Origin of the sequence: Staphylococcus cornubiensis, assembly GCF_900183575.1 — a bacterium.
Lineage (GTDB): Bacteria > Bacillota > Bacilli > Staphylococcales > Staphylococcaceae > Staphylococcus > Staphylococcus cornubiensis.
On the sequence record NZ_FXUZ01000001.1, the window covers coordinates 447,454 to 470,982 of the forward strand.

Consider the following 23,529-nt stretch of genomic DNA (forward strand, 5'->3'; position numbering starts at 1 on the left):
TAGGGATATCAAAATTTTAGCTCCATTGATCTCAATTGCTTTTATATTTTAATATAATGATTTTCGCTCATTGTAGGAAACAGGCTGAGATACACAAACGTGTCTCAGCCAGTCAAAAAAGTAGCATTATGTTAATCATTGGCAGAAGATACATAAACTGAATTGCTCTGTTATGAAACGTCTTCTGTATGAGTTATCATTGTCGAAGTAGGGTGTTGAAAATAATCACCATTTAAGCATTACTGATCTAACTGACGTAACGCCGCTACAATTTCACGTTTTGAATCTTCTACTTCATGTGCTTGTTTAATCACTTTCGCTGGTGTACCTGCCACAACAGCACCTGCTGGCACGTCTTGTGTCACAATCGCACCTGCTGCAACGATAGCACCTTCACCGACACGCACGCCTTCAAGGATGACCGCATTTGCACCGATTAATACGTTGTCCTCAATGACTACAGGAGAAGCACTTGGCGGTTCGATTACACCTGCTAAAACAGCACCTGCACCAACGTGAACATTTTTACCTGTTGTTGCGCGACCACCGAGTGTTGCGTTCATATCAATCATTGTGCCTTCACCAACAATCGCACCGATATTAATCGTTGCACCCATCATGACAACAGCACCATCACCAATCACCGCATGCTCTCTAATAAATGCACCCGGTTCAATACGTGCATTTGTATTAATCAAATCTTTCAACGGAATTGCTGAATTACGACGATCCATTTCAATTTCCAAGTCTTCAATTAGCATTTGATTTTCTTCATAAAATGCTTGCCAATCTGATGCTTCACAGAAAATGACTTTTGAGTGGTCTGAACCAAATACCTTAAATTGATCTGGAAATTGGACGTCACTGAATTCACCATTGATGTATACTTTAATGGGTGTAGATTTTTTTGCATCACTAATATATTGGATGATTTCCTCAGCTGTAAAATTTTTAACCATAACGTTTTATACGCTCCTTTTATAAGTTATCAAAAGTATAATACCCTGGATCCCGCTGAATTAACTTTTCCGCTGCACCTAATGCACCATTTGCGAAAATATCTTTCGACTGCGCACGGTGAGAAAGGGTAATTGTTTCATCTGTACCAGCAAATAAGACATCGTGCTCACCAACAATCGTGCCACCACGTACAGTATGAATACCAATTTCATTTTTCGTACGTTTCGCATCATGTTGACTTCTGTCGTATACCGGTGTGACATCTTGACGTAAAGATTCAATGACATCATAAAGTTTCACGAGCGTGCCACTTGGTGCATCTACCTTTTGATTATGATGGGCTTCAGTGAGTTCAATATCAAAATCTTGGAGTAATGGCACGGCCGCTTCCAAAATTTTAGTAAGCACATGAACACCATAGCTCATATTTGCACTGAAAAATACTGGCATTTTATCGCTTAAAGATTGCAGTTTCTCAGTAATTTTTGCTTTTTCACCCGTTGTGGCAATCACGAGTGGGAGATTGAAATCTTCTTCTAACAGCGGAAGTAACAATTGCGGATTTGAAAAGTCAATTGCGACATCCGCTTCAGTTGCTTCACTTATTTTTTGATAAATTGGGTAGGGGATATGGTCCGTTGAACGACCTGCAATGACACCTACAATGTTGTGCCCATTCGCTTCAGCCAAACGTGCAACACGTTGATTCATTGCGCCGTAACCAATCAATAAAATTTTCATGCACGAACACCTGCTTTGAATTGTTGATAAACTACTTTTAATTGTTGTTGTTCTTCTTCGTTGAGCGGCACTAACGGGAGTCGCACCTCATATTGACCAAATCCTTCTAATGCAGCCAAATATTTGATAGGAATCGGGTTAATGTCGACACTCATCGCATCAAGAAGTGTGGCAATCGGTTCAAATCGTGTTTCTCGATCTTCTGAATTTGTATAAACTTGTTGGAACTCATTTGGAATGACATTCGCAACGACGGAAATGACACCGTGACCACCTTGTTCATAATATGACACAATATTATCATCATTTCCACTATACAGTGCAAAGTTAGCTGTATCTACACGCTTTTGAATCTCTGCTAAATAATCAAAATCATTCGTCGCATCTTTTAATGCTACGATATACGGATTTTGACTTAAACGTACGACTGTGTCCGCTTCAATCGTTGAATTAGTTCGTGATGGTACATTATAAAGGACGACAGGGAGTTCAGTCGCATTCGCAATCGCTTCAAAATGTGCAATTAAGCCACGTTGACTTGTTTTTAAATAGTAAGGTGTAATCAGCATAATCGCATCTGCACCTAATGCTTTAGCGCGTAATGAAGCTTCAATTGATTTTTGCGTATTATTGGTCCCAGTGCCCACAATAATAGGGACACGTTGCGCATTTTCTTCAATTACCGTTGTTAAAATGCGGTCTTTTTCTTCATCTGTTAAAGTTGGATTTTCAGCAGTCGTACCATTGACAACGATAGATTGAATGCCGTTTTCAATTAAAAATTGCACTTGTCTTTTAATCGCCTCATAATCGACTTCACCATTTGAAAAAGGGGTAATTAAAGCAACACCTGTTCCCTCAAAAATATGTGACATCATTTATGCTCCTTTCAATTTAAGTACTTGTTCTAAAACTTGAACTGCATTGAGTGCAGCACCTTTTAATAAATTGTCTGAAGTCACCCAAATATGGAAAGTATTGTCTAACGAATCGTCTTTACGAATACGTCCAACAAACACTTCATCACGACCCGTTGAATGAATTGCCATTGGATATTCATTTTTCTCTGGATTATCCACGAGGACAACACGGTCATCTTGTTCGAAAAGTGATTGAATCTCTTCAACTGTCGCCGGCTGATCCAATGTGACATTCATATGTACACTGTGGCTATCTTGCACCGGCACACGTACACATGTTGCTGTCACATTTAATGTCGGTTCATTTAAAATCTTTCTTGTTTCATCAATCATTTTTTGTTCTTCTTTTGTATAACCATCTTCTAAAAAGACATCAATATGAGGTAACACATTATTATAAATTGGATGCGGATAGGCTTGCGGTGCTACACCTTTTGGCCCATCTTCTAAATCTTTTTTACCTTTCATGCCTGAACCTGATACTGCTTGATAAGTCGTGTACGCCACACGTTTTAACCCATATTTTTCTTGTAATGGTTTGAGTGGTACGACAGATTGAATGGTTGAACAGTTTGGGTTAGCAATAATACCTCTTTTAAAAGTAGGGGCGTTGACTTCTGGAACAATCAAATCAACATCTTCTGTCATACGCCATTGACTCGAATTATCAATAATAATCGCACCGTGTGATTCAAATAGCGGGGCGAAGTGCGCACTCGTACCGCCACCTGCACTCATTAATACATAATCAAAACCGCCATCTGTCGCTTCATCAGTCAGTTCTTGTACGATATACGTTTGATTTTGAAATTCTACTTCTTGACCTGCTGAACGCGCAGAAGAAAAGAGGACGAGTTCATCAAATGCGATTCCTTTACGATCAAGTGTTTCTAAAATTTTTGTACCTACTAAACCTGTTGCACCTACAACTGCTAATTTTGTCATTCCACTTCACTCCATTTTTCAATTCATAAAAATTTTAATATTCTTACTTTTTAGATAATAATTGGCCTATGTGCAGTATGGATAGGCATCATATGTTGTTCAATAGAGGCTACATCGGCAAGAGAAAGGGGATACCATGCCTCTTGATAGATGATATAAAAAAAACAAGCCCGGCGTGCGAACTTGTTGACTCTATATACAAGTGATGCACTCCATTATTTAAACAATAATGACAGATTCTTAGCTCTTAACCAGAGAATCCAACAAACGAGCAACTGCAATACTGTTCGTTTCGGCATCTCACCCTTTCGATATACAATGCTTGCAGACATGACTTCAATATATCTACTTATGATCGATGCGCCTCATCAATAACTATTCAATTATTATGGATACCATTATACATAGAAAGACCTTATCTGTAAACAGAAAAATCTAATCATTTTAAAACAGTTAAAAATTTCTACGTTGATCTCATTCGAATTTATTTAACGATGTCCCCAAAAAGAAAAAAAACAGAGAGGAGACATAATCATTTTTGATGCTGTGGATGCAGTATTTTGTTTAACTTGCCCTCCATGTGATTTGTGGCTTCTGATTGCCCTTATGGCTTCGCGTTTCCTAGGGGCTGGTCCTTCAACTAACTAACGCTTGATTAAACAGTTACATTTGTTGAAGCGTTAGTGGATTTTCCGGACCAGCTGATCCCTCAGGAGTCTCAGCCTTCTTGGCAATCTTACACCAAATACAGTCACTGAGGGCAAGTTTATGAAATGGAGACCCCCATAACATCCAATGATGACGTCCCATTCACTCTCATTTTTGCCTGTTTTATCATTATTAATCGATATATGTCCATAAAAAGGAGAGGGACTGGGAAAACTTAATGTCCCAGTCCCGCTAAAAGGTGTTACGCTTTAGATTTCAAAATTCCTTTTTCTTCTAAATACGCTTCATAAGTAATCTCTTTTGATAAACCACCAGGTACATCTAAATCGATCACACGGTTTGCAATCGTATTAATAAACTCAAAGTCATGAGAAGTGAAAATCATAGACCCTTTAAATGATTTTAAACCTTCATTGACTGATGTGATACTTTCCAAATCTAAGTGGTTCGTCGGCTCATCTAATAGCAAGACATTGGCACTAGAAAGCATCATTTTACTTAACATACAGCGTACTTTTTCACCACCAGAAAGCACACTTGCTTTTTTCTTCACTTCTTCACCACTGAACAACATACGGCCTAAGAAACCGCGTAAAAATGTTTCAGTCTGTTCATCTTCTGGCGCATATTGTCTTAGCCATTCTACTAAGTTCATATCAACACCTTCAAAATACGCCGAGTTGTCTTTAGGGAAGTAACTTTGTGAAGTTGTCACACCCCATTTAAAGCTACCTTCATCAGGTTCCATTTCACCTGCTAAAATTTTAAGTAAAGTCGTTTTTGCAATTTCACTTTCACCAATCAACACAGCTTTGTCATTTGGGTTCATCGTGAATGTTAATGAATCTAACACTTTTTCACCGTCAATTGTTTTAGAAAGGTTTTCAACAAATAATAAATCATTACCAATTTCACGTTCTGGTGTAAACTTCACGAAAGGATAACGACGTGAAGAAGGTTGAATATCATCCAATTCGATTTTCTCAAGTTGTTTTTTACGACTTGTCGCTTGTTTTGATTTAGACGCATTGGCAGAGAAACGTGCAATAAAGTCTTGTAGCTCTTTCATTTTCTCTTCTTTTTTCTTATTTTGTTCTTGTGCCATTTTTTGCGCTAATTGACTTGATTGATACCAGAAATCATAGTTTCCGACATAAATTTTAATTTTACCGAAATCTAAGTCAGCGATATGCGTACATACATTATTTAAGAAGTGACGGTCATGCGAAACTACGATAACTGTATTTTCAAAGTTGATTAAGAAGTCTTCTAACCAACTAATCGCTTGAATGTCCAAACCGTTTGTCGGCTCATCCAGTAATAACACGTCAGGCTCACCGAATAAACTTTGTGCGAGTAATACTTTCACTTTTTGATTATTTTCAAGCTCTGACATTGTTTTATCATGTAAGTCCGTACCAATACCTAATCCTGATAACAATGTCGCAGCGTCAGATTCAGCATTCCAACCATTCATTTCAGCAAATTCGCCTTCAAGTTCAGCAGCACGAAGTCCATCTTCATCACTAAAATCAGGTTTCATATATATGGCATCTTTTTCTTGCATCACCTCAAATAAGCGCTCATGACCTTTGATAACGACATCTAATACACGCTCATCTTCATACGCAAAGTGATCCTGTTTTAACACTGCTAATCGTTCATCTTTACCGAGTGAAACGTGACCTGTTTGTGAATCAATTTCACCTGACAAAATTTTTAAGAAAGTAGATTTCCCGGCACCATTCGCACCAATTAAACCGTAACAATTACCTGGTGTGAACTTAATATTCACATCTTCAAATAATTTACGGTCACCAAAACGTAAACTTACATCCGTTACTTGTAAAATGCATTTTCTCCTTTAATTCATTTATTCTAATGGATGCATTATATCATGAGAATGCCCTATAAATCTAATTTCTATTGTATTTTATCTTGTGATATCAACTAAATGCTTATACCATTTTCAAAACGGAAGTTAAGAGATTCAAATATTTCACTGCTTATCACACATCGACATGCTATAATAGAAGTAACTTTATTAAAGAGGAGTACGTTATGTCATTTAAAGAAAATGAAATTGTAGGGACGATAGAATTTTTAGAAGTCAAAGCACTTGAAGGTTCTACGTATCACTTAGAAGGTCCAAATCACGAAAAAATTAAATTAAATGCATCTGAAGTCAATGAAGATGATGATTTAGAAATAGGGGAGTCGTATAGCTTTTTCGTCTACCCTAACCGTTCTGGCGATTTGTTTGCGACTCAAAATATGCCAGATATTACAGTTGGACGTTATGATTTTGTACGCGTGTTAAACACCGATCGCGATGGGGCACGTGTAGACGTTGGTTTACCTCGTGAAGTATTGATACCATGGGAAGATTTACCTAAACTGAAGTCATTATGGCCAGAAAAAGGCGACGAAGTGTTATGTACATTGCGTATTGATCGTGACAGACAAATGTTTGCGCGTTTAGCTTCTGAAACGACAGTACATCAAATGTTCACACCTGTTGCTGCTGAAAAAATTGAGGAAATGCGCAATCAAATCATCAAAGCACGTCCATATCGCTTATTACGTGTCGGAACATTTTTACTCTCAGAAGACGGTTATAAAATTTTCGTTCATGAGTCGGAACGTAAAGAAGAACCGCGTTTAGGACAAGAATTAGAAGTTCGCATTATCGGTGTCAATGATAAAGGTGAATTGAACGGCTCATTTTTACCACTTGCACATGAACGTTTAGATGACGATGGCGAAAAGATATTTAACTTATTGGTAGAATACGAAGGTGAATTGCCATTTTGGGATAAATCAAGCCCTGAAGCAATTAAAGAAGTGTTCAACATGAGCAAAGGTGCATTCAAACGTGCAATTGGTCATTTATACAAACAACGCCTGATCAATATCGAAACAGGTAAAATCAGTCTCACACGTAAAGGTTGGTCGCGTGTGGAAGACAAATAGTCGACGTTTGACTTATTATTTTTTAATTTTCTCAAGAGGCTTGCCCAAGAGGTGAGTCTCTTTTTTTGGTTTAAATATGAGTGAATGATGAATATGTCACCAAATGGCACTGAAAACATTTTATTCTTACACTAAAGTTTACTTGATTCATTTTCATCAAATCATATTTCGAAATCCTTAAATATTTATTAACTCAGAGTTTTTATATTGTCGTTTAAAACAGAACCGTATATAATAGCGATTAATGTGTTTATAAATGTTGTATAAAACATGAGATTAAGATATAAAAGAGGGAAATAAATTGATGACAAATAAAAACAAAAATATATATGGTATACGCAAACATAAAATCGGGGTCGCATCTTTTCTATTAGGAACATTATTCATCGTAGGGCAAGCACATGACGCCGACGCTTCAGAGTTAAGTGAAACTGCACAAGAGCAAAATGTTGAAAAAGAAAAAGCGACAGCATCCGAAGCCGATTCAACATCAAACGCACCACAACAAGAAGTCGCTTCACCAACACCTGTAGCTAAAGAAACAGACTCAGCTACAGCACCAAACACACAAGAAGTTAAAGAAGCAAAAGTAACAGAACCAACTGCAACAGTAGCTCCAGCTGAAACAGAAGATACAACTACAGCGAAGGAGCGTCAAAACGTACAACCAGTTGCACAACCTGTATCAAACATTGAGAAACCAGTTACACAGACAGCACCAGTGGAACAACCAGCAACATCAATTGAGCAACCATCAGCAGCAAATGCAAAAAACGTCACTGCACCTATTAATATGGAAGAAGTTAATGTAGAAACTGGTAAAGACGTGACGAGTAAAGTGAAAGTAACATCATCTTCAATTACTGCACATCAGAATAATAGTAATAATAAGACAAGTCACCGTCAACCTAATGACGTCAACCCCCACAATGCTGAACGTGTAACATTAAAATACGATTGGTCATTTGAAGATGGTATTAAAGAAGGCGATTATTTTGACTTTCAATTAAGTGACAATGTTGACACAAATGGGATATCAGCAACAAAGAAAGTACCACATATCATGGATAACCAAAGTGGTGAAAGAGTTATCGCTTATGGTGAAATTGATTCAAACAATCGTGTCCGCTATCGCTTTACGAATTATGTGAATGAAAAAGATAATTTAAAAGGACAACTATCATTAAACTTATTCATTAACCCGGCAAACGTACTCAACAAAGGGGACATCACTGTTTCATCTACATTAGATAAAAATATAACTAAAGAAACATTTAAAGTTCAATATGAAGAAGGCGTCAAAAATAACGTAGGTGTCACATTAAATGGTCGTCTCGATCATTTATCGAAAGCTGATCAATCATTTACACATTATGCAACTTTTAAACCTAATAAGAACCAATTAACTAATGTAAAGTTAACAGGCACAGTTACTAAAGGTACGAAACAAATTGGAGAAGCTGGAGAAGTCAAAGTTTATGAATTCATTGGCAAAGGGGATCTCCCACAAAGTGTCTATGCTGATGTAAGTAATACCAAAGACTATAAAGAAATCACAAATAGCCTGATGAGTGCAATCAAAAACACTAGTACTGGATATGAAATCACTTTTGATCAGATGAATCAAAATCCTTATGTTATTGTTTATAAAGGTCATTATAAGAACGATACTAAAGACTTTGACTTTACAACAAATGCGACAGGGAATCAAAATTTAAACCAATCTCAAGACTATTTATATTTAGGATATAATAATTATTTCAACTTAAAATGGGAGAATGGCGTTGTTTTCTACTCGAATAATGCGACTGGAGAAGGGAAAGATAAGCCCGTCCCACCAACTTTTGGATTTAGTCCAACTGTTAATACAATTCAAGATACCCATGCTAATTATGGTGAAATGACTTTCCAAGCTACGGGATCTTTAGAAGAGATTGAAGATAATGTAGTAATAAACACACTTTCCCAATCTGGTGAAGATTATTTCGAAAGTACTTACCCAGTCCTCGAAACTTCAGAGGATACAAAAAATGTAGAGTTTGAAGAAGAGACAAATCACGGTATTCAAGACGTAACACTTCACGCTGATGCAATTGATTTTGAAGAAGAAACGAACCATGGTGAACAAGACACAGTACACCACTCTGATGTAGTTGAATACGACGAAGATACGACAACTGGCGTGTTAACAGGTGCAATTTCTGATCATACAACTACTGAGGATACGATGGAATACACGACTGATGGCTTACTCATTGAATTTGACGATGAAATGAATCCTAATGTGAGCGGTCAATATGGCGATGTAACGATGGAAACGATAGACGAATCATCTCAAGTAGATACGTTAACTGGACTTGAAACGTTATCAGGTGAATATGACGGTACAATGCAATTTGAAGAGGATACTATCAATCAACAACCTCCATCAGAAAAAGGTCATCGTGTACCGCCTGTAATTGATTTAACAACACCAAATACAAACAATAAATTCAACATTCAACCTATCGCTCCAAATACAGATGCATCTGCTACGTATCAAATTGGTGACTTTGTATGGCGTGATGAAGACCATAATGGCGTTCAAAATGATGGTGAACGTGGACTTGAAGGGGTGTTCGTAACACTTAAAACACCTGAAGGCAAGATTTTACGTATTACGACAACTGATGAAACTGGACATTACCGTTTCTCTAATGTAGAAAAAGGAAAATACGTAGTTGAATTTAAAACACCTGAAGGCTATGAAGCGACAAGTCAACATACGACTGCAGATACTTCAAAAGACTCTGATGGTTTAATTGCAAATATTGATGTCACTCAAGATGATATGACAATTGATGCTGGGTTCTTCCCATTAGAAAACTGGAATCCGAAACAAGAAGAAACATATACAATTGGTGACTTCGTATGGCGTGATGAAGATCATAATGGTGTTCAAAACGATGGTGAACGTGGTCTTGAAGGTGTGCTTGTGACACTTAAAACACCTGAAGGCGCTGTAGTAAGCACGACTACAAGTGACGCAAATGGACACTATCATTTCACTAATGTACAAAAAGGGAAGTACATTGTTGAATTTACTACACCTGAAGGTTATGAAGCGACAAGCAAGCATACAACGGCAAATACTGCCAAAGACTCTGATGGTCTAATCGCAAATATCGATGTGACACAAGATGATATGACGATTGATGCTGGATTCTTCCCATTAGAAAACTGGAATCCAAAACAAGAAGAAGAAACATACACAATTGGTGACTTCGTATGGCGTGATGAAGATCATAATGGTGTTCAAAACGATGGTGAACGTGGTCTTGAAGGTGTGCTTGTGACACTTAAAACACCTGAAGGTACGGTTGTAGCTACTACTACAAGTGACGCAAATGGACACTATCATTTCACTAATGTACAAAAAGGGAAGTACATTGTTGAATTTACTACACCTGAAGGTTATGAAGCGACAAGCAAGCATACAACGGCAAATACTGCCAAAGACTCTGATGGTTTAATCGCAAATATCGATGTGACGCAAGATGATATGACGATTGACGCCGGTTTCTTCCCATTAGAAAACTGGAATCCACAACCAGAGCCTAAACAGCCTGAAGAAAAAGAAATGCCGGAACCTAAACAACCAGATACACCACAACCAGAACCGATGAATCCAGGTGAAAAAGAAAAACCAGAACCTAAGCAACCGGACACACCGCAACCAGAACCGATGAACCCAGGTGAAAAAGAAAAGCCAGAACCTAAACAACCGGATGTACCGCAACCTGAACCGATGAACCCAGGTGAAAGCGAAAAGCCGGAACCTAAACAACCAGATACACCACAACCAGAACCGATGAATCCAGGTGAAAAAGAAAAACCAGAACCTAAGCAACCGGATACACCACAACAACCTGGTATGAATGAACAAACTGAGCCAACAATGATGCCAGAACATCAACCGATGAAAGAAGCGCAAAACAAGATGACACAATCTCCTAAGTCATCGTCTCAAACAAATGAAGCACTTCCTGAAACAGGTGAGTCAACTTCACAACAATCCGCTTTATTATTTGGTGGTTTACTCAGCCTATTAGGATTCGGTTTACTACGCAGACAATCTAAACAAAAACGTTCGTAAAGGAAATATTCCTCACATCATTAAAAACCCCCTCATTGCAAACAAACACGCAATGAGGGGTTCTTTTTAATTTATATGACTTATTCAATTTCTGTCGTTAATGACTCTAATTCATCCACCAATTGGCCAATGTAAGCAATAGTATCTTTCAATGGTTGATCCGTTGTGACATCAATACCTGCAAGTTGTGCTAATTCAACAGGGGATTTACTACCACCTGCACTTAATGTATTCAACCAATCTTGAACTGCAGGCTCACCTTCATTTTTAATACGTTGCGCCATGATCGTACCAATTGTTAAACCGGCAGAATATGTGTAAGAGTATAAGCCCATATAGTAATGTGGTTGACGCATCCAAGTTAATTCTGCACCTTCTGTTAATGTCACTGTGTCACCCCAGAATTGCGCGATGACATCACGTTTAATCGCATTTAAAGTAGGGGCACTTAATGATTCGCCTTGATCGACACGTTGATACACTTCACGTTGGTAAGCTGCTTCAAGTAAGTGTGTGACCATATTGTGATAGTACGTACGTGAAATAATAGATGCGATGGCCCAACGTTTGAATCGTGCATCATTACTGTTTTTAAATAAGTAATTGAGCATTAACATTTCATTCATTGTTGATGGGGCTTCGACAAAATACATTGACGCCTCAGATTGTAAGTAATTTTGATGTTTTTGAGCAAATGTAAAGTGTCCAGCATGTCCAAGTTCATGGGCTAATACGAACGCTTCAGTCATTTTACCTGTCCACGAAATAAAGATGTAGCTATGTGATGCGTACGGACTTGCGCAATAAGCACCTGTTTCTTTTCCTTTATTTTGAGGGAAGTCAATCCAACGTTCTTCATAAGCTTGTTTCAACATTTCAACATAATCTGGACCTAATACGTCTAACGCACCAAAAATGTACTTTTTAGACTCTTCAATCGTGATTTCTGGTTCAAAAGTAGGGTCGATTGATATTTTTAAGTCTTCAAATCTCATTTCATCTAAATTGTTTGCTTGTTGAATGAGTTTCGCATATCGACGCATAATTGGCGCTAAATCAGACATAATGAGATCAATTTGACGGTGATACATCTCTAAAGTCACATCTTGTTCTTCTAGTAAATATTCAATGACAGAATCATAGCCACGCAAATCCGCCTCAAGCTTTTCACGCTGAACTTGTGCATTATACACTGCCGCAGTCGTATGTTCGTACTTTTTAATCGTATCACTAAAATGACGGAAACTTGCACGACGAAGCGCTGTATCGTCATGATCTTCGTAATAGCCTTCAAACGTTGTATAATCCATGTCATGTGTTTTGCCGTTGACTTCAAATGTACCAAAATCAATATCTAACATCTTAGTGACACCATAAATATCGTACGGTACATCTAAAGCTGTCGCCATACTTGCGAGTGCTTCTTCAGCTTTAGGATGGAGTTGATGTGGCTTTTTCTTTTGTAATTGTGTTAAATAATAGCCGTAATTCAACTCTGAAATCGCTTGTTGCATGATAGCGTCGTCTAGACTTAATAATTCTGATTCAACAAACGTCAATTGGCTTAAAACTTTGCCGTATTGTGTTGAAAATAGGGCGTTTAAACGTTGTCTTTCAGAGTCTGATGTATCTACGCTATGCAATAATTCCGCATAATTCCCGGCACGCTCTAATTCAATAAGCAAATGAGAATATGTATTTAATGCTTTTTCGATATTCGCTACAGTATTCAGTTGATTTTCGTATTGCGCTTTAAATGCTTGTGCTTCTTGTGGTAATGATTTTAATGCTTGCTCATAACTTTCCGAATTAGGATATAAATCAGTCAAATCCCAAGTCTCTGCTGTAGCAACCTCTGAACGATGTGGTAGTTTTTGTGACATAATAAACCCTCCTTAGAAATTATATAATCCCATTATAACGTTTTTTAACATATTTTCGCATTTAAAATCATTACCAGACCAATCAAAAATCTAGTATAATGAATGCTAAATACAAGAAGGAGGTTCATACATGGCCATTTTAGACATGCCAAATTATCTATGGATAACACTTCTCATTATGGTTGTTTTAACATTGTTTTGTACACTTGTCCTTAATAGATGGTTTATTACAGCAATCATTATGTTCATTGTACTAGGCGCTTTAGCATTTATTTTGCCGAACTTTAAACCGATTCGTTATGAACCTTTATTGGGCTATGCAGCATTCGTCGCAATATTGAGCTTAATGTTAAGTCTCATATTATGGTTTATTACACGTGACTGGCGTAAAAAACGTCAACAGAAAAAATACGAAAAAGAACGCGCACGCTTTGAACAACAACATCGTCCATATTGATGAATTATTTCAACCCAGTGATACTTAAATCATTGGGTTTTTATTGATATAGTGATGTAAGAGGTTCTGAATCGTTAAGTATACGCAACTTCCTATAATATATATTATGTAAACTAAAAACCGCATTTAAAAATAAGCAGCTCAATCATCTATATTTAACCTTTAACTATAGATATGTACATAAGTATCAACAACTGCGTGATCTGTATGATATATGTACGTCATTTTGCTCATACTTATTGGCTACTCATCAATTTACGACTTACAAACGTTCCATAGCGCATTGCCGGTTAATGATAAAAAATGTATATAAAACAGTTTACATTGTATCTATATGAAGTTAGATGTCAGTAACGAAATCATTCATATGAGCTCAAAAATTTAAAGCCATACTATCAAATGATGATTTAATATCTTGTTATATACCATTACAGGTGCACGTAAAGGAATCCAAACCATTAAAAACACTTCGAAATGTTTGCTCAAGCGACCCCCTTAAATAACTGGTTTTTAACCTTCAATTATCTATTAGGTTTACATAACATAAATATAGTTAAATAATATTTTCACCACTTTTCACTTAAAATGTCTTTAAAAGCATCAAATCGAGCAATATGTAGCCAAAATAAAAAGCCGGTAGCTTTGCATTTCACAAAGTACTGGCTTTTTGTCGTTATTTTATCGTTTAATTTTTGTGCGTAGTCGGTTTAACAAATCAAATACGAAATACTTCACCTTATGGATTGGTTTGTAAAAATCACCGATGAGTTCTTCAATTTGCACACCAAATCCACGTTTAAAGCGATAAACTCCATAATCTTCACTGTTCTCTGTAAAATCACCTGATAAACCGTAAAAGTTATAACGCTCGTAACCATGATCAAAACAGTAATTAATCATGAACCAATGCATGGCATATGGTCCCATAAAATGATTGTATTTCTCACTTGAGCCACCAGAGAAGTAATTAATTTCATAAGCATTTGCAAAATAAACGCCTGACGCCAAATTTAAAACAGAACCATCTGTTTTTCGCAATTCGCTCGCTTTCAACATCTCTTTTTGATCATGATCAATTTGTTTATCTAGCTCTGCAATTTTCTTAATTTGCTTATCTGATTTATTTTCATTCGCCATCATCTGGTCACGGCGCGTTTCTTTATCATTTAAACTTTCTTGTAATGATGTAATATACTCATCAAGGTCGATATATGCTAACGGCACTAATGCTTTATGGCCGTATGTGTCTATAAAGTTTTTGAAATATTCATCTGTTTTAGACACAAATCCTGTTCGTTCTTCAGTTTCACGATACAATTCTAAAAATTGATCGAATTCATCCGCTTCAAGAAATCTCACTTTTACACCAAAATTCGCCGCTTTATTAATATTTCGTTTACGCTGGCTGTCGAATTGTTTCTTCAGCGTTTGTGGCGTTTGGTCTTTTAAATTCAGCACACCCATCCATCTTACTTGGCTAGACGTATCATATGACGTCGTAAAGCCATGATGACGGTAACCATGTGATTTAAACAATTGTACAAGTTTGTCGTTCGGCGCTTGATCACCAATCGGATTAATATCTTTGTCATATACTTGATAAATCCAATACGGGTCCATTTTAACGTACAAACATTTATTTCTATTTAAATATTGGTCTAGCTCTTTTAAATAAAAGTCCGCTAATCCTAAATCACTATAATCCATAACCGGACCGCGATTCGAATAATACACATAACTTCCTGCTGTTGGAATTTTGGAAAATAAGCTCGCTGCTAAAACTTGATTGTTGTCATCTTTCACACCTAACAGTACTACTTGAAAATCATCTGCTTCTCGTGTTGCAATATTTTCCTTTACTTGAAAATAATGACTTTCTAAAGCAGGATTTTGAACAAATTGGTCGTATTCTTCAACTGTCAATTCTGTAAATTTCATACCAATAAATCCCCTTCTCTTCACTCTATCTTATCTTTTAATCTTCTCTTTAAGTTGTTTCAATGTCGTATAAATCTTATAGACCGGTTTTTGAATTGGTTTAATAAAATCACCTACGTACTCAATGACATCTGCGTTATAACCTTTTTTGAACTTGACCACACCTGCATCTTCTGCATCTTCAGTAAAGTGACCACTAATACCATAAAAGTTGTAGCGCGGAATATTATGTTCAATCGCATAGTTAATCATTTCCCACTGAACGGCATAACTTCCTGCAAAATGACGAAATTCATTTGCTGTACCGCCTGCATAATATACGACTTCAAATGGATTAATAATAAAGAAACCTGCTGATATCGGTAACGTGTCACCATGTTCTGCTTGTAATTTTTCCGCTTCTTGAATTTTAGCTTGATTCGCTTCTAACTGTTGTGTTAAATTTTTCTTTTTATTGATGGCTTTTTGATTATCCGGACGTTTTTCAAGTTCTTTTTCAGTTTTAGCAATTTGTTTGTGGAAATCTTGTGCTTCAGATTTAAGTTCTGGTATATACGTTGTAAAATCAATGTAAGCTAAAGGCACAAGAACACGGTCTTTATAGTGTTTCAGACGGTGATAGTAAAAGTCATCTTCGCGATCCACAAAGTCTTTTGTTTCTGATGTATCTTCCATGAACGAACGGAAAATATGTAAGTCACTCTCATCTAAAAAGCGCACCTTCACACCATTTTTCTGCACTTTTTTCGTATTACGCTTCCTCAAACTATCCATATTGTTCAGTATATCTTTCGCTGTTTTATTTTCCACATCTAATACAGAATGGAAACGAATTTGTCTCACGGTGTCAAAGCCTGTCGTAAACCCTTCATGTTCAAAACCGAGTTGTGCCATCTTTTCAAAGAACCAATCATTTTGAAAACGTTCAATCACTTCGCCATCATGATTACGTTTTAACATCGGCAAGTAAGGATCAACTCTTAAATATAACGCATTGTATTTTTTAACATATTGAGCTAACTCGTTAAAGAAGAAATGAACGAGTTCTTGGTTATCATAATCAATGACTGGTCCGCGATTCGTATAAAAATATTTAAAAACTTTCATGACTGGTACTGCAGTTAATAAACACGCGGCTAATACATGGTTTTGATTATCTTTAATACCGACAAGATGTGTCTCTACACCTTCTGCCACTTTTAGCTCGTAGTTCCCTACCATTTGCGTAAAATGGCTATATGGCATGTTATCAGTGAACGCACCGAATTCTGCCGTCGTTAAATTTGTAAACTTCATTTTTAATACTCCTATTTCTCTTTATATCTTTTAGCGATATTACCTTTTCTGATATACCCTTATTTCTTTATCTTTAAAAGACATACGATCTTTATTCATTTCCGTCATATGCACCCTTATAGTCTTTCTACATTTTAACGTATTGCGTTATAATTCGCCAACATGTTAACGTATTGCGTTACAATTACCCGACACGATGTGATGAGATTACACTAATTTTGAAAAGCAGTATACTTCTAATAAGGCTTGTGCTGCTTTAATTGAGTCTAAATGTGTCCGTTCCATTGCATGAGAAGACTCAATACCTGCTCCGAATAGACCGTGCTTTACATCTGCACCTGCTTTTAACGCCGCTGAAGCATCTGAAGCATAAAATGGATAAATGTCCACTTTATATGGGATGTTGTGTTCTTGACATAACGATACGAGGTGATGACGTAACTGTTTATGATAAGGCCCTGAAGCGTCTTGTGCACAAATCGACACTGTATATTCATCAGACGATTGACCATCTCCTAGCGCACCCATATCAAATGCAATGAACTCGACTACTTTCGGATCGATGCTTGAGTTTGCCCCGTAGCCGATTTCTTCATTATTCGAAATATAAAATTGAATCGTATGCGGTAAACGTTCCTCACGCTGACGATACTGCTTTAAAAATTCTATAATGACCGCAACACTTACTTTATCATCTAAATGACGCGATTTAATAAAACCCGATGACGTAACTTCTGTACGCGGATCAAAACTGACAAAATCGCCAACTTCAATACCTAAAGCACGTGTTTCAGCTGCTGTTGTCACTTTTTCATCAATACGCACTTCAATATGCGCTTGATCACGAGGAATTTCGTGATTGTTAGCATAGACGTGTGGCGAAGTTTCATGTAAAAGTATAGTCCCTCGGTACGTCTGACCTGTTGCGGTTTCAATCGTACAATATTCACCTTCAATTGTGTTATATCGAAAGCCCCCAATTAACGCTAAACGAAGCCGTCCATCCTCTAAAATTTCTTTCACCATAGCGCCTAACGTATCGACATGCGCTGTAATACATTTTTTCTGCGCATCATCGTCGCCCTTCACTTCGATTAATAAACCGCCTTTTCGCGTCAACTGTGTTTCATAACCATATGCTTCCACAGTTTCTTTCACATAGGATATCGCACGGTCCGCATTCCCAGATGGGCTATCGATTGCAGTGAGTGCTGTTAATGTTTCAATCACAGGTTCATTCATTGTAACGTCCTCCCTTTTATCTTTATCTCTATTGTACCGATGATTCTGTAAAATCTCACGTATTCATATAATCACTATTGCAATTAAACGCGTTAAAATGTTAAACTATGCCATATTTATAAAAATAGAGGCGGTGTTATCATGACCCACGTATTTTTTGTCGGCTTAGGCTTAATAGGGGGGAGTTTAGCAAGCAATATTAAATATTTTCATCCAAACATCACGATTTCTGCTTATGATGCACATGAAGTACAACTTGAGCGTGCATTGTCCATTGGAATTATTGACCATGCGACTACAGATTACACAAGGACTTTACAAGAGGCAGATATCGTTATTTTTGCTACACCAGTACAAACGACTGTGCAATATTTAAGTCAACTCACGCAGTTAAAGACGAAACCCGGTTTAATTGTGACGGATACAGGGAGTACAAAATCTACAATCCAAGCATTTGAAAAAGAATTACTCCAGGCAGATATTCATCTCGTCGGTGGACATCCCATGGCAGGCAGTCATAAATCAGGCGTGCTCAATGCGAAAAAGCACCTCTTTGAAAATGCTTACTACATCCTCGTCCATCACTTAAATGAAAACCAAGCTGCCGCACAACATATCGAACAACTGCTTACACCGACGCGCGCACGCTTTATTCATTTAACCGCGGACGAACATGATCAAATTACAGGGGTCGTAAGTCATGTGCCTCACCTTATTGCTTCGAGTCTCGTTCATTTGAATGCCTTTTACGCAACAGACGCACCGTTAATTCAAGATTTAGCTGCAGGTGGCTTTAGAGATATTACACGTGTCGCTAGCAGTAATCCTGAGATGTGGCGCGACATTTCAATTGAAAATAAAGCGCATATCGTTTCATCGCTTAAGCAACTTCAACAACAGCTCACGCAAACTGTGGCGATGCTTGAACAAGGTCATGAGGATGCGTTATATCAATTTTTCGATCAAGCTAAAACATACCGAGATGCCCTTCCTGTTCGAGGTAAAGGTGCGATGCAAAGTACGTATGATCTTTATGTTGATATTCCTGATAAGCCGGGGATGATTTCGAAAGTGACAGAAATACTCAGTCATCATCAAATTTCTATACGTAACCTTCGTATTTTAGAAGTGCGTGAAGATATTTATGGTGCTTTACGCATTAGTTTTAAAAAAGCTGAAGATCGTGACGCTGCGATAACAGCACTCGCTGATTTTGATACGTATTTAAGTTGATTTTTTGTGTTTCATCATTATATAAGCAATGGAATAGGAACTTAAAAATAGCTGTGAAGAAGTCTATCGTCATAAATTTCTTCACAGCTCATCTTAGTATGTTCTATATCGCACTATGACAATGTCAAAATCACTTTTACATTTGATGACCTGCCATTAATCCTAAACGGCCATATTTCGTACCTGCATCAGTAAGGGAAATCGCCCTTGATACGACACCTCTCCCATATTTCACTTGTAACGCATCGATTGTTTTCGCTAATTTCTCTTGACGCAACCGTTGAAATTCATCTGTAAACAAATCTAAATTCCGTTCATTTTCATTCATCAATTGTGTGAGTGATACACTGAGTGTCCGGTACAACGCCCCCTGGTCACAATGCATATCCGCTAGCCGCTTCACCTCTCGATAAATATCTTGATCTAAATTCGTCCCAGCATGTAACGTATACTGCTTCGTCACATGACCGCCTTCTTTATAGCCCATAGAAAAATGAATCGTCCGCGCAATTTGCTGACGCGCTCTCAGACGTTGCGCCACATCTTCAATCAGCTCTTGCATCACAACATGCGCTTCACGGTACGTATAATCACGCAACAAAATTTGACTTTTACATATCGAAGGATTAATAATTTGATACGTCTCATTCATACGACTTTGATCAATCCCATGTGCATGGAGATGCCAATCCACACCAAGAACACCAAAGTCCCTCTTCAAATATTCATAAGGATACTGTGCCAGCTGACCGATTTTAAATATCCCTCTTTTATTTAATTTCTTCTCGGTCTTTTTGCCAATCCCCCAAAATGAACTGAGCGGCGTAATTTCCCATACTTTGTCAGGTACATCTTGATAACGCCACTCTGCAACGTAGCCCGGAATCTTTTTCGCCTCGTGATCTAACGCTAATTTACTTAACAACATATTTGAGCCAATCCCTATCGCACAATGCACTTTAGTCTCATCATAAATTTCTTTAATCAGTCGCTCACAAAACGTCTGTAACGTCGTATTGAAGCGGTAATAACTTTTCGTCACATCCATAAAAAACTCATCAATACTATATTGATGTAAATCTTCAGGTGGCACGTACCGGAGTGCAATTTCAGAAATTTTAAGCGATACTTCTAAATAGCGACGCATACTTGGATTAATAATATAAATGTCACTATGATGCGGAATCTCAAACAAGCGCGAACCTGTCTGAATCCCCATCGCTTTTAAAGGCGGTGTCGCAGCAAGTACAACAGAACCTTGTCTTTTTGTATCTGCAACGACTGCGAGTTTCGTCGTCAATGGATCGAGCCCTTTCTCAATACATGATACACTCGCAAAAAAACTTTTCTGATCAATACATAAAATGTCCCTATCTTCTAATAAATGATAATCATACATCACATTTCACCCTTACTTATCAAGCTCATGTTTTTAGTATACACGAACACACGTTCTATAATCAAGATAAAAAGAATGTACGTTCCCTTTTTAGACTAAAATAGGCACTGTCATTGCACATTAAAAAAGGTAGATACGTCAATATACGACCGCACCTACCTTATGATGATTCATTTAACGACGATATGGAATGACTGCTTCAGTTTCCTCGTCAACACCATAACCAATATAGACATGTGTATTGAGATAAACATGACTTTTATCAGATTTAAAATTTAATGTATCTGGGTGGAATTTAAAGGGGATTTCTTTTTCTTCACCGACATCAATTGTGAAAGCTTCATCAATCTCAAAACGATTCAATTCATGTGAAATCACCGAAAAATCACTCGTTTCGTCATCGTTCTCGTATTTTTCAAGCATTGTTAAAACGATGTAATTGACTTTTTGATCACTTTGATCCGCTTTTAAATGGATTGTTCCGGCAATCGCATCGGACACATCAAACGTCTGTTGCTCTAATCGGATAAAAACTTTCATACCATTGATGCCTAAAGATGTTAATACGTTGTCAAAACCCATAATAACCCTCCATCTTTATTTTCGTTACCCTTATCATACCGGGTAAGGATTCTATCGTGCAACTATGAACAAAAATGTTATAATAAAAAGACAACTGGTGAGGGAGGTTAGAACTATGCCAATAGTAACAGTTCAATTATTAGAAGGTCGTAGTGACGAACAATTAAAAAACTTAGTTAAAGAAGTAACAGATGCCGTAGAAAGCACAACAAACGCAGACCGTAGTGCCATTTCTGTAGTCATCCAAGAAATGAAAAAAGAACATTACGGTGTCGCTGGCGTACGTAAATCTGACCAATAAAAATGAATACAACTTCATTTTTAAAGATTGTGAGGGGCAATCGGTTCAACAATCTATAAAGTGATGCTAACAAGTACGTCCTACAACGTAAAAAGCGAGCCTGAGGTGTTTGTCTCAGACTCGCTTTTTATTATGCTTTAATCTTCCAAAAAGGCTTGAATTCTCTTTTTATTTTCAGCTTTATCAATGCCTAAAGCTGAACCCCCATCATTGGTCGTAATATTTTCATAGCTGCCTTTTACGGGTACACTGAGGGTTTTAATATCTTTATCTCCTCGTACGATAAAGCTGAATCCTGTTTGATATATTGCTGAATCCGGCATATCGGTACTCACATAACCTCGCATAATCCCTGCAAGTTTCGGTGCTTTGAAAATAGATGAAGGCTGAACCAGTTGTTGCTTTAATGCAGTCATGACTTGTTGTTGTCTTCGTACACGTCCAAAATCACCTTCTGGGTCATTACGGAAACGCGCATAACCGAGTAACTCTTTACCATTTAAGCGATGATACCCTTTTTTCAAAGATACTCCAATTTTTTCGGACATATCTTTTTCTACATCAATCGGTACACCTTTTGGCGCGAGTTCATCAATCATTGCTTCAAAGCCTTTAAAATCTAAAGTGGCATAATACTCTGGATCAATTCCTAAATTCGACTTTAACGTTTTTCGCAGTAACTCAGGGCCACCTAACGAATAAGCCGCATTAATTTTATAACTATTGTATCCAGGAATATCCGCATAAATATCACGCATGACAGAGACGATTTTCATGTCTTTCTTAATATAGTCATATTGCGCGACCATAATAGAGTCCGTACGTGATACACCACCATCTTCACGGTCAGCACCTAAAATAAGTACTGTTGCTTTACCATCATTTTTAGATGCGCCATTGAATTTGTGTAACTTTGGAGCTTGATGCTTGTCCTTAGCTACTTCAAGTCCGGATTTGTAACTTGAAATAGAATACATGACAAAAACAAGAATGATAAGGATCAACGCCAAAATAATAAAAGGTAACTTTCGTATCTTTCTCTTTTTTCTACGTTTCAATGTTTTCTCAGAAGAGTTTGAGGCGCTACGATTAAAATTGTTTTCTCTCATCTTATCAACCTTATATCTTCAAAATTAGGTATTTATGTATTATAATAAATACACACTAACGTTATATAAATTTATTTTAAAAATCAAGTAAAAACAATAAAAATGGTACCAAGGTCTCATATAGGGAAGGATGTTTAGATGAATATCAACACAGCATATTTCGCAGGCGGTTGTTTTTGGTGTATGACTCAGCCTTTCGATCAAAACGAAGGCATTGAAAAGGTGCGGTCCGGTTATATGGGGGGCCACGTGGATCATCCCACATATGAGCAAGTGAAATCAGGCGAAACAGGTCACTATGAAACTGTAAAAATTGAATACGATGTCGCCCTTTTTTCTTACCAAAAATTGCTAGAAATCTTCTTCTCAGTCATCGATCCGACAGATGACGGGGGTCAATTCCAAGACCGCGGTTCACAATATCGTACTGCAATTTTTTACACTAATGAAGATCAACGTCAAGTAGCTGAATCTTATGTTGCTTCATTAGAGGGCACGCTCAATCACGATAAAGCGATTGTGACAAAGATTTTACCAGCTTCAGAATTTTACGAAGCAGAGGCATACCACCAAGACTTTTATAAAAAACAACCTGAACGTTTCGCGCAACAAGAAGCAGAACGTGAAGCATACGCTAAAGAACACGACATTCAATAGGGTAATCATAAATAGACTGGAAGCTTACCAAAGTTTCCAGTCTTTTTATAAATTTTTATCTCCCCTATTAAAAAGTATCTTGCCCTTCA

The 23,529-nt window shown here is 37.3% G+C and carries 18 protein-coding genes and 1 riboswitch; of the genes, 6 read left to right on the plus strand and 12 right to left on the minus strand.

Annotation, left to right across the window (positions count from 1 at the left end; genetic code table 11):
- Positions 1-239: 239 nt before the first annotated feature.
- The 5 genes from dapD to CCE82_RS02335 all read right to left on the minus strand — a co-directional run bounded on the left by dapD (position 240) and on the right by CCE82_RS02335 (position 6,087).
- Positions 240-959, minus strand: coding sequence for a 2,3,4,5-tetrahydropyridine-2,6-dicarboxylate N-acetyltransferase (gene dapD / locus CCE82_RS02315; protein ID WP_086427819.1), 720 nt, complete (start codon positions 957-959; stop codon positions 240-242).
- 19 nt (positions 960-978) lie between these two features.
- Positions 979-1,701: a 4-hydroxy-tetrahydrodipicolinate reductase gene (gene dapB, locus CCE82_RS02320; RefSeq protein ID WP_086427820.1), complete on the minus strand. Its 723-nt coding sequence runs from the start codon at positions 1,699-1,701 to the stop codon at positions 979-981.
- Complete coding sequence (gene dapA, locus CCE82_RS02325) at positions 1,698-2,576, minus strand: 4-hydroxy-tetrahydrodipicolinate synthase (RefSeq protein ID WP_086427965.1); 879 nt, start codon at positions 2,574-2,576, stop codon at positions 1,698-1,700. Before dapA ends, dapB begins: the two co-directional genes overlap by 4 nt.
- 3 nt (positions 2,577-2,579) lie before the next feature.
- The gene (locus tag CCE82_RS02330) at positions 2,580-3,566 is read right to left on the minus strand and encodes an aspartate-semialdehyde dehydrogenase (protein ID WP_086427821.1); all 987 of its coding nucleotides are present in this window, start codon (positions 3,564-3,566) and stop codon (positions 2,580-2,582) included.
- A 197-nt stretch (positions 3,567-3,763) separates the two neighbouring features.
- Positions 3,764-3,943, minus strand: a riboswitch (Lysine riboswitch).
- Positions 3,944-4,476: 533 nt separating this feature from the next.
- A complete protein-coding gene (locus CCE82_RS02335) occupies positions 4,477-6,087 on the minus strand; it encodes an ABC-F family ATP-binding cassette domain-containing protein (RefSeq protein ID WP_086427822.1) in 1,611 nt (536 codons plus the stop codon).
- Positions 6,088-6,296: 209 nt separating this feature from the next.
- Here CCE82_RS02335 and CCE82_RS02340 point away from each other — a divergent pair, with 209 nt between their 5' ends.
- Positions 6,297-7,208 (plus strand): CvfB family protein, encoded by a 912-nt coding sequence (locus tag CCE82_RS02340; protein WP_086427823.1) that lies wholly within the window; start codon positions 6,297-6,299, stop codon positions 7,206-7,208.
- Between the two features lie 304 nt (positions 7,209-7,512).
- Complete coding sequence (locus CCE82_RS02345) at positions 7,513-11,343, plus strand: SdrD B-like domain-containing protein (RefSeq protein ID WP_086427824.1); 3,831 nt, start codon at positions 7,513-7,515, stop codon at positions 11,341-11,343.
- A gap of 80 nt (positions 11,344-11,423) precedes the next feature.
- Here the strand turns inward: CCE82_RS02345 and pepF are convergent, their stop codons facing one another.
- Entirely contained in the window at positions 11,424-13,226 is a 1,803-nt protein-coding gene (gene pepF / locus CCE82_RS02350; protein WP_086427825.1) for an oligoendopeptidase F, read from the minus strand.
- Between the two features lie 130 nt (positions 13,227-13,356).
- Here pepF and CCE82_RS02355 point away from each other — a divergent pair, with 130 nt between their 5' ends.
- Complete coding sequence (locus CCE82_RS02355; protein ID WP_086427826.1) at positions 13,357-13,683, plus strand: hypothetical protein; 327 nt, start codon at positions 13,357-13,359, stop codon at positions 13,681-13,683.
- 678 nt (positions 13,684-14,361) lie between these two features.
- Here the strand turns inward: CCE82_RS02355 and CCE82_RS02360 are convergent.
- The 3 genes from CCE82_RS02360 to CCE82_RS02370 all read right to left on the minus strand — a co-directional run bounded on the left by CCE82_RS02360 (position 14,362) and on the right by CCE82_RS02370 (position 18,159).
- On the minus strand, positions 14,362-15,621 hold the full coding sequence (locus tag CCE82_RS02360) for an aminoacyltransferase (RefSeq protein WP_086427827.1): 1,260 nt from the start codon (positions 15,619-15,621) through the stop codon (positions 14,362-14,364).
- Between the two features lie 30 nt (positions 15,622-15,651).
- On the minus strand, positions 15,652-16,917 hold the full coding sequence (locus tag CCE82_RS02365) for an aminoacyltransferase (protein WP_086427828.1): 1,266 nt from the start codon (positions 16,915-16,917) through the stop codon (positions 15,652-15,654).
- A 207-nt stretch (positions 16,918-17,124) separates the two neighbouring features.
- The gene (locus CCE82_RS02370) at positions 17,125-18,159 is read right to left on the minus strand and encodes a M42 family metallopeptidase (protein WP_086427829.1); all 1,035 of its coding nucleotides are present in this window, start codon (positions 18,157-18,159) and stop codon (positions 17,125-17,127) included.
- A 141-nt stretch (positions 18,160-18,300) separates the two neighbouring features.
- On the opposite strand from CCE82_RS02370, the gene CCE82_RS02375 reads away from it, so the two are divergent.
- A complete protein-coding gene (locus tag CCE82_RS02375; RefSeq protein WP_086427830.1) occupies positions 18,301-19,392 on the plus strand; it encodes a prephenate dehydrogenase in 1,092 nt (363 codons plus the stop codon).
- Between the two features lie 136 nt (positions 19,393-19,528).
- Here CCE82_RS02375 and CCE82_RS02380 read toward each other — a convergent pair whose 3' ends face one another.
- Together CCE82_RS02380 and CCE82_RS02385 are read right to left on the minus strand one after the other, a co-directional pair.
- The gene (locus CCE82_RS02380; protein WP_086427831.1) at positions 19,529-20,791 is read right to left on the minus strand and encodes a Y-family DNA polymerase; all 1,263 of its coding nucleotides are present in this window, start codon (positions 20,789-20,791) and stop codon (positions 19,529-19,531) included.
- Positions 20,792-20,965: 174 nt separating this feature from the next.
- Positions 20,966-21,373, minus strand: coding sequence for a sporulation protein (locus CCE82_RS02385; protein ID WP_086427832.1), 408 nt, complete (start codon positions 21,371-21,373; stop codon positions 20,966-20,968).
- Positions 21,374-21,488: 115 nt separating this feature from the next.
- On the opposite strand from CCE82_RS02385, the gene CCE82_RS02390 reads away from it, so the two are divergent.
- Complete coding sequence (locus CCE82_RS02390) at positions 21,489-21,674, plus strand: 2-hydroxymuconate tautomerase (protein WP_015729095.1); 186 nt, start codon at positions 21,489-21,491, stop codon at positions 21,672-21,674.
- A 137-nt stretch (positions 21,675-21,811) separates the two neighbouring features.
- Here the strand turns inward: CCE82_RS02390 and CCE82_RS02395 are convergent, their stop codons facing one another.
- On the minus strand, positions 21,812-22,783 hold the full coding sequence (locus CCE82_RS02395) for an LCP family protein (RefSeq protein WP_086427833.1): 972 nt from the start codon (positions 22,781-22,783) through the stop codon (positions 21,812-21,814).
- Positions 22,784-22,921: 138 nt separating this feature from the next.
- Between CCE82_RS02395 and msrA the strand changes: the two genes are divergently transcribed.
- On the plus strand, positions 22,922-23,440 hold the full coding sequence (gene msrA, locus CCE82_RS02400) for a peptide-methionine (S)-S-oxide reductase MsrA (protein WP_086427834.1): 519 nt from the start codon (positions 22,922-22,924) through the stop codon (positions 23,438-23,440).
- Positions 23,441-23,529: the final 89 nt, after the last annotated feature.

Excerpts from the sequence above, each read along its gene's own strand:
- dapD (WP_086427819.1), bottom strand. The coding sequence starts at position 959 with ATGGTTAAAAATTTTACAGCTGAGGAAATCATCCAATATATTAGTGAT.
- dapB (WP_086427820.1), bottom strand. The coding sequence starts at position 1,701 with ATGAAAATTTTATTGATTGGTTACGGCGCAATGAATCAACGTGTTGCA.
- dapA (WP_086427965.1), bottom strand. The coding sequence starts at position 2,576 with ATGTCACATATTTTTGAGGGAACAGGTGTTGCTTTAATTACCCCTTTT.
- CCE82_RS02330 (WP_086427821.1), bottom strand. The coding sequence starts at position 3,566 with ATGACAAAATTAGCAGTTGTAGGTGCAACAGGTTTAGTAGGTACAAAA.
- CCE82_RS02340 (WP_086427823.1), top strand. The coding sequence starts at position 6,297 with ATGTCATTTAAAGAAAATGAAATTGTAGGGACGATAGAATTTTTAGAA.
- CCE82_RS02345 (WP_086427824.1), top strand. The coding sequence starts at position 7,513 with ATGACAAATAAAAACAAAAATATATATGGTATACGCAAACATAAAATC.
- pepF (WP_086427825.1), bottom strand. The coding sequence starts at position 13,226 with ATGTCACAAAAACTACCACATCGTTCAGAGGTTGCTACAGCAGAGACT.
- CCE82_RS02355 (WP_086427826.1), top strand. The coding sequence starts at position 13,357 with ATGGCCATTTTAGACATGCCAAATTATCTATGGATAACACTTCTCATT.
- CCE82_RS02360 (WP_086427827.1), bottom strand. The coding sequence starts at position 15,621 with ATGAAATTTACAGAATTGACAGTTGAAGAATACGACCAATTTGTTCAA.
- CCE82_RS02365 (WP_086427828.1), bottom strand. The coding sequence starts at position 16,917 with ATGAAGTTTACAAATTTAACGACGGCAGAATTCGGTGCGTTCACTGAT.
- CCE82_RS02370 (WP_086427829.1), bottom strand. The coding sequence starts at position 18,159 with ATGAATGAACCTGTGATTGAAACATTAACAGCACTCACTGCAATCGAT.
- CCE82_RS02375 (WP_086427830.1), top strand. The coding sequence starts at position 18,301 with ATGACCCACGTATTTTTTGTCGGCTTAGGCTTAATAGGGGGGAGTTTA.
- CCE82_RS02380 (WP_086427831.1), bottom strand. The coding sequence starts at position 20,791 with ATGTATGATTATCATTTATTAGAAGATAGGGACATTTTATGTATTGAT.
- CCE82_RS02385 (WP_086427832.1), bottom strand. The coding sequence starts at position 21,373 with ATGGGTTTTGACAACGTATTAACATCTTTAGGCATCAATGGTATGAAA.
- CCE82_RS02390 (WP_015729095.1), top strand. The coding sequence starts at position 21,489 with ATGCCAATAGTAACAGTTCAATTATTAGAAGGTCGTAGTGACGAACAA.
- CCE82_RS02395 (WP_086427833.1), bottom strand. The coding sequence starts at position 22,783 with ATGAGAGAAAACAATTTTAATCGTAGCGCCTCAAACTCTTCTGAGAAA.
- msrA (WP_086427834.1), top strand. The coding sequence starts at position 22,922 with ATGAATATCAACACAGCATATTTCGCAGGCGGTTGTTTTTGGTGTATG.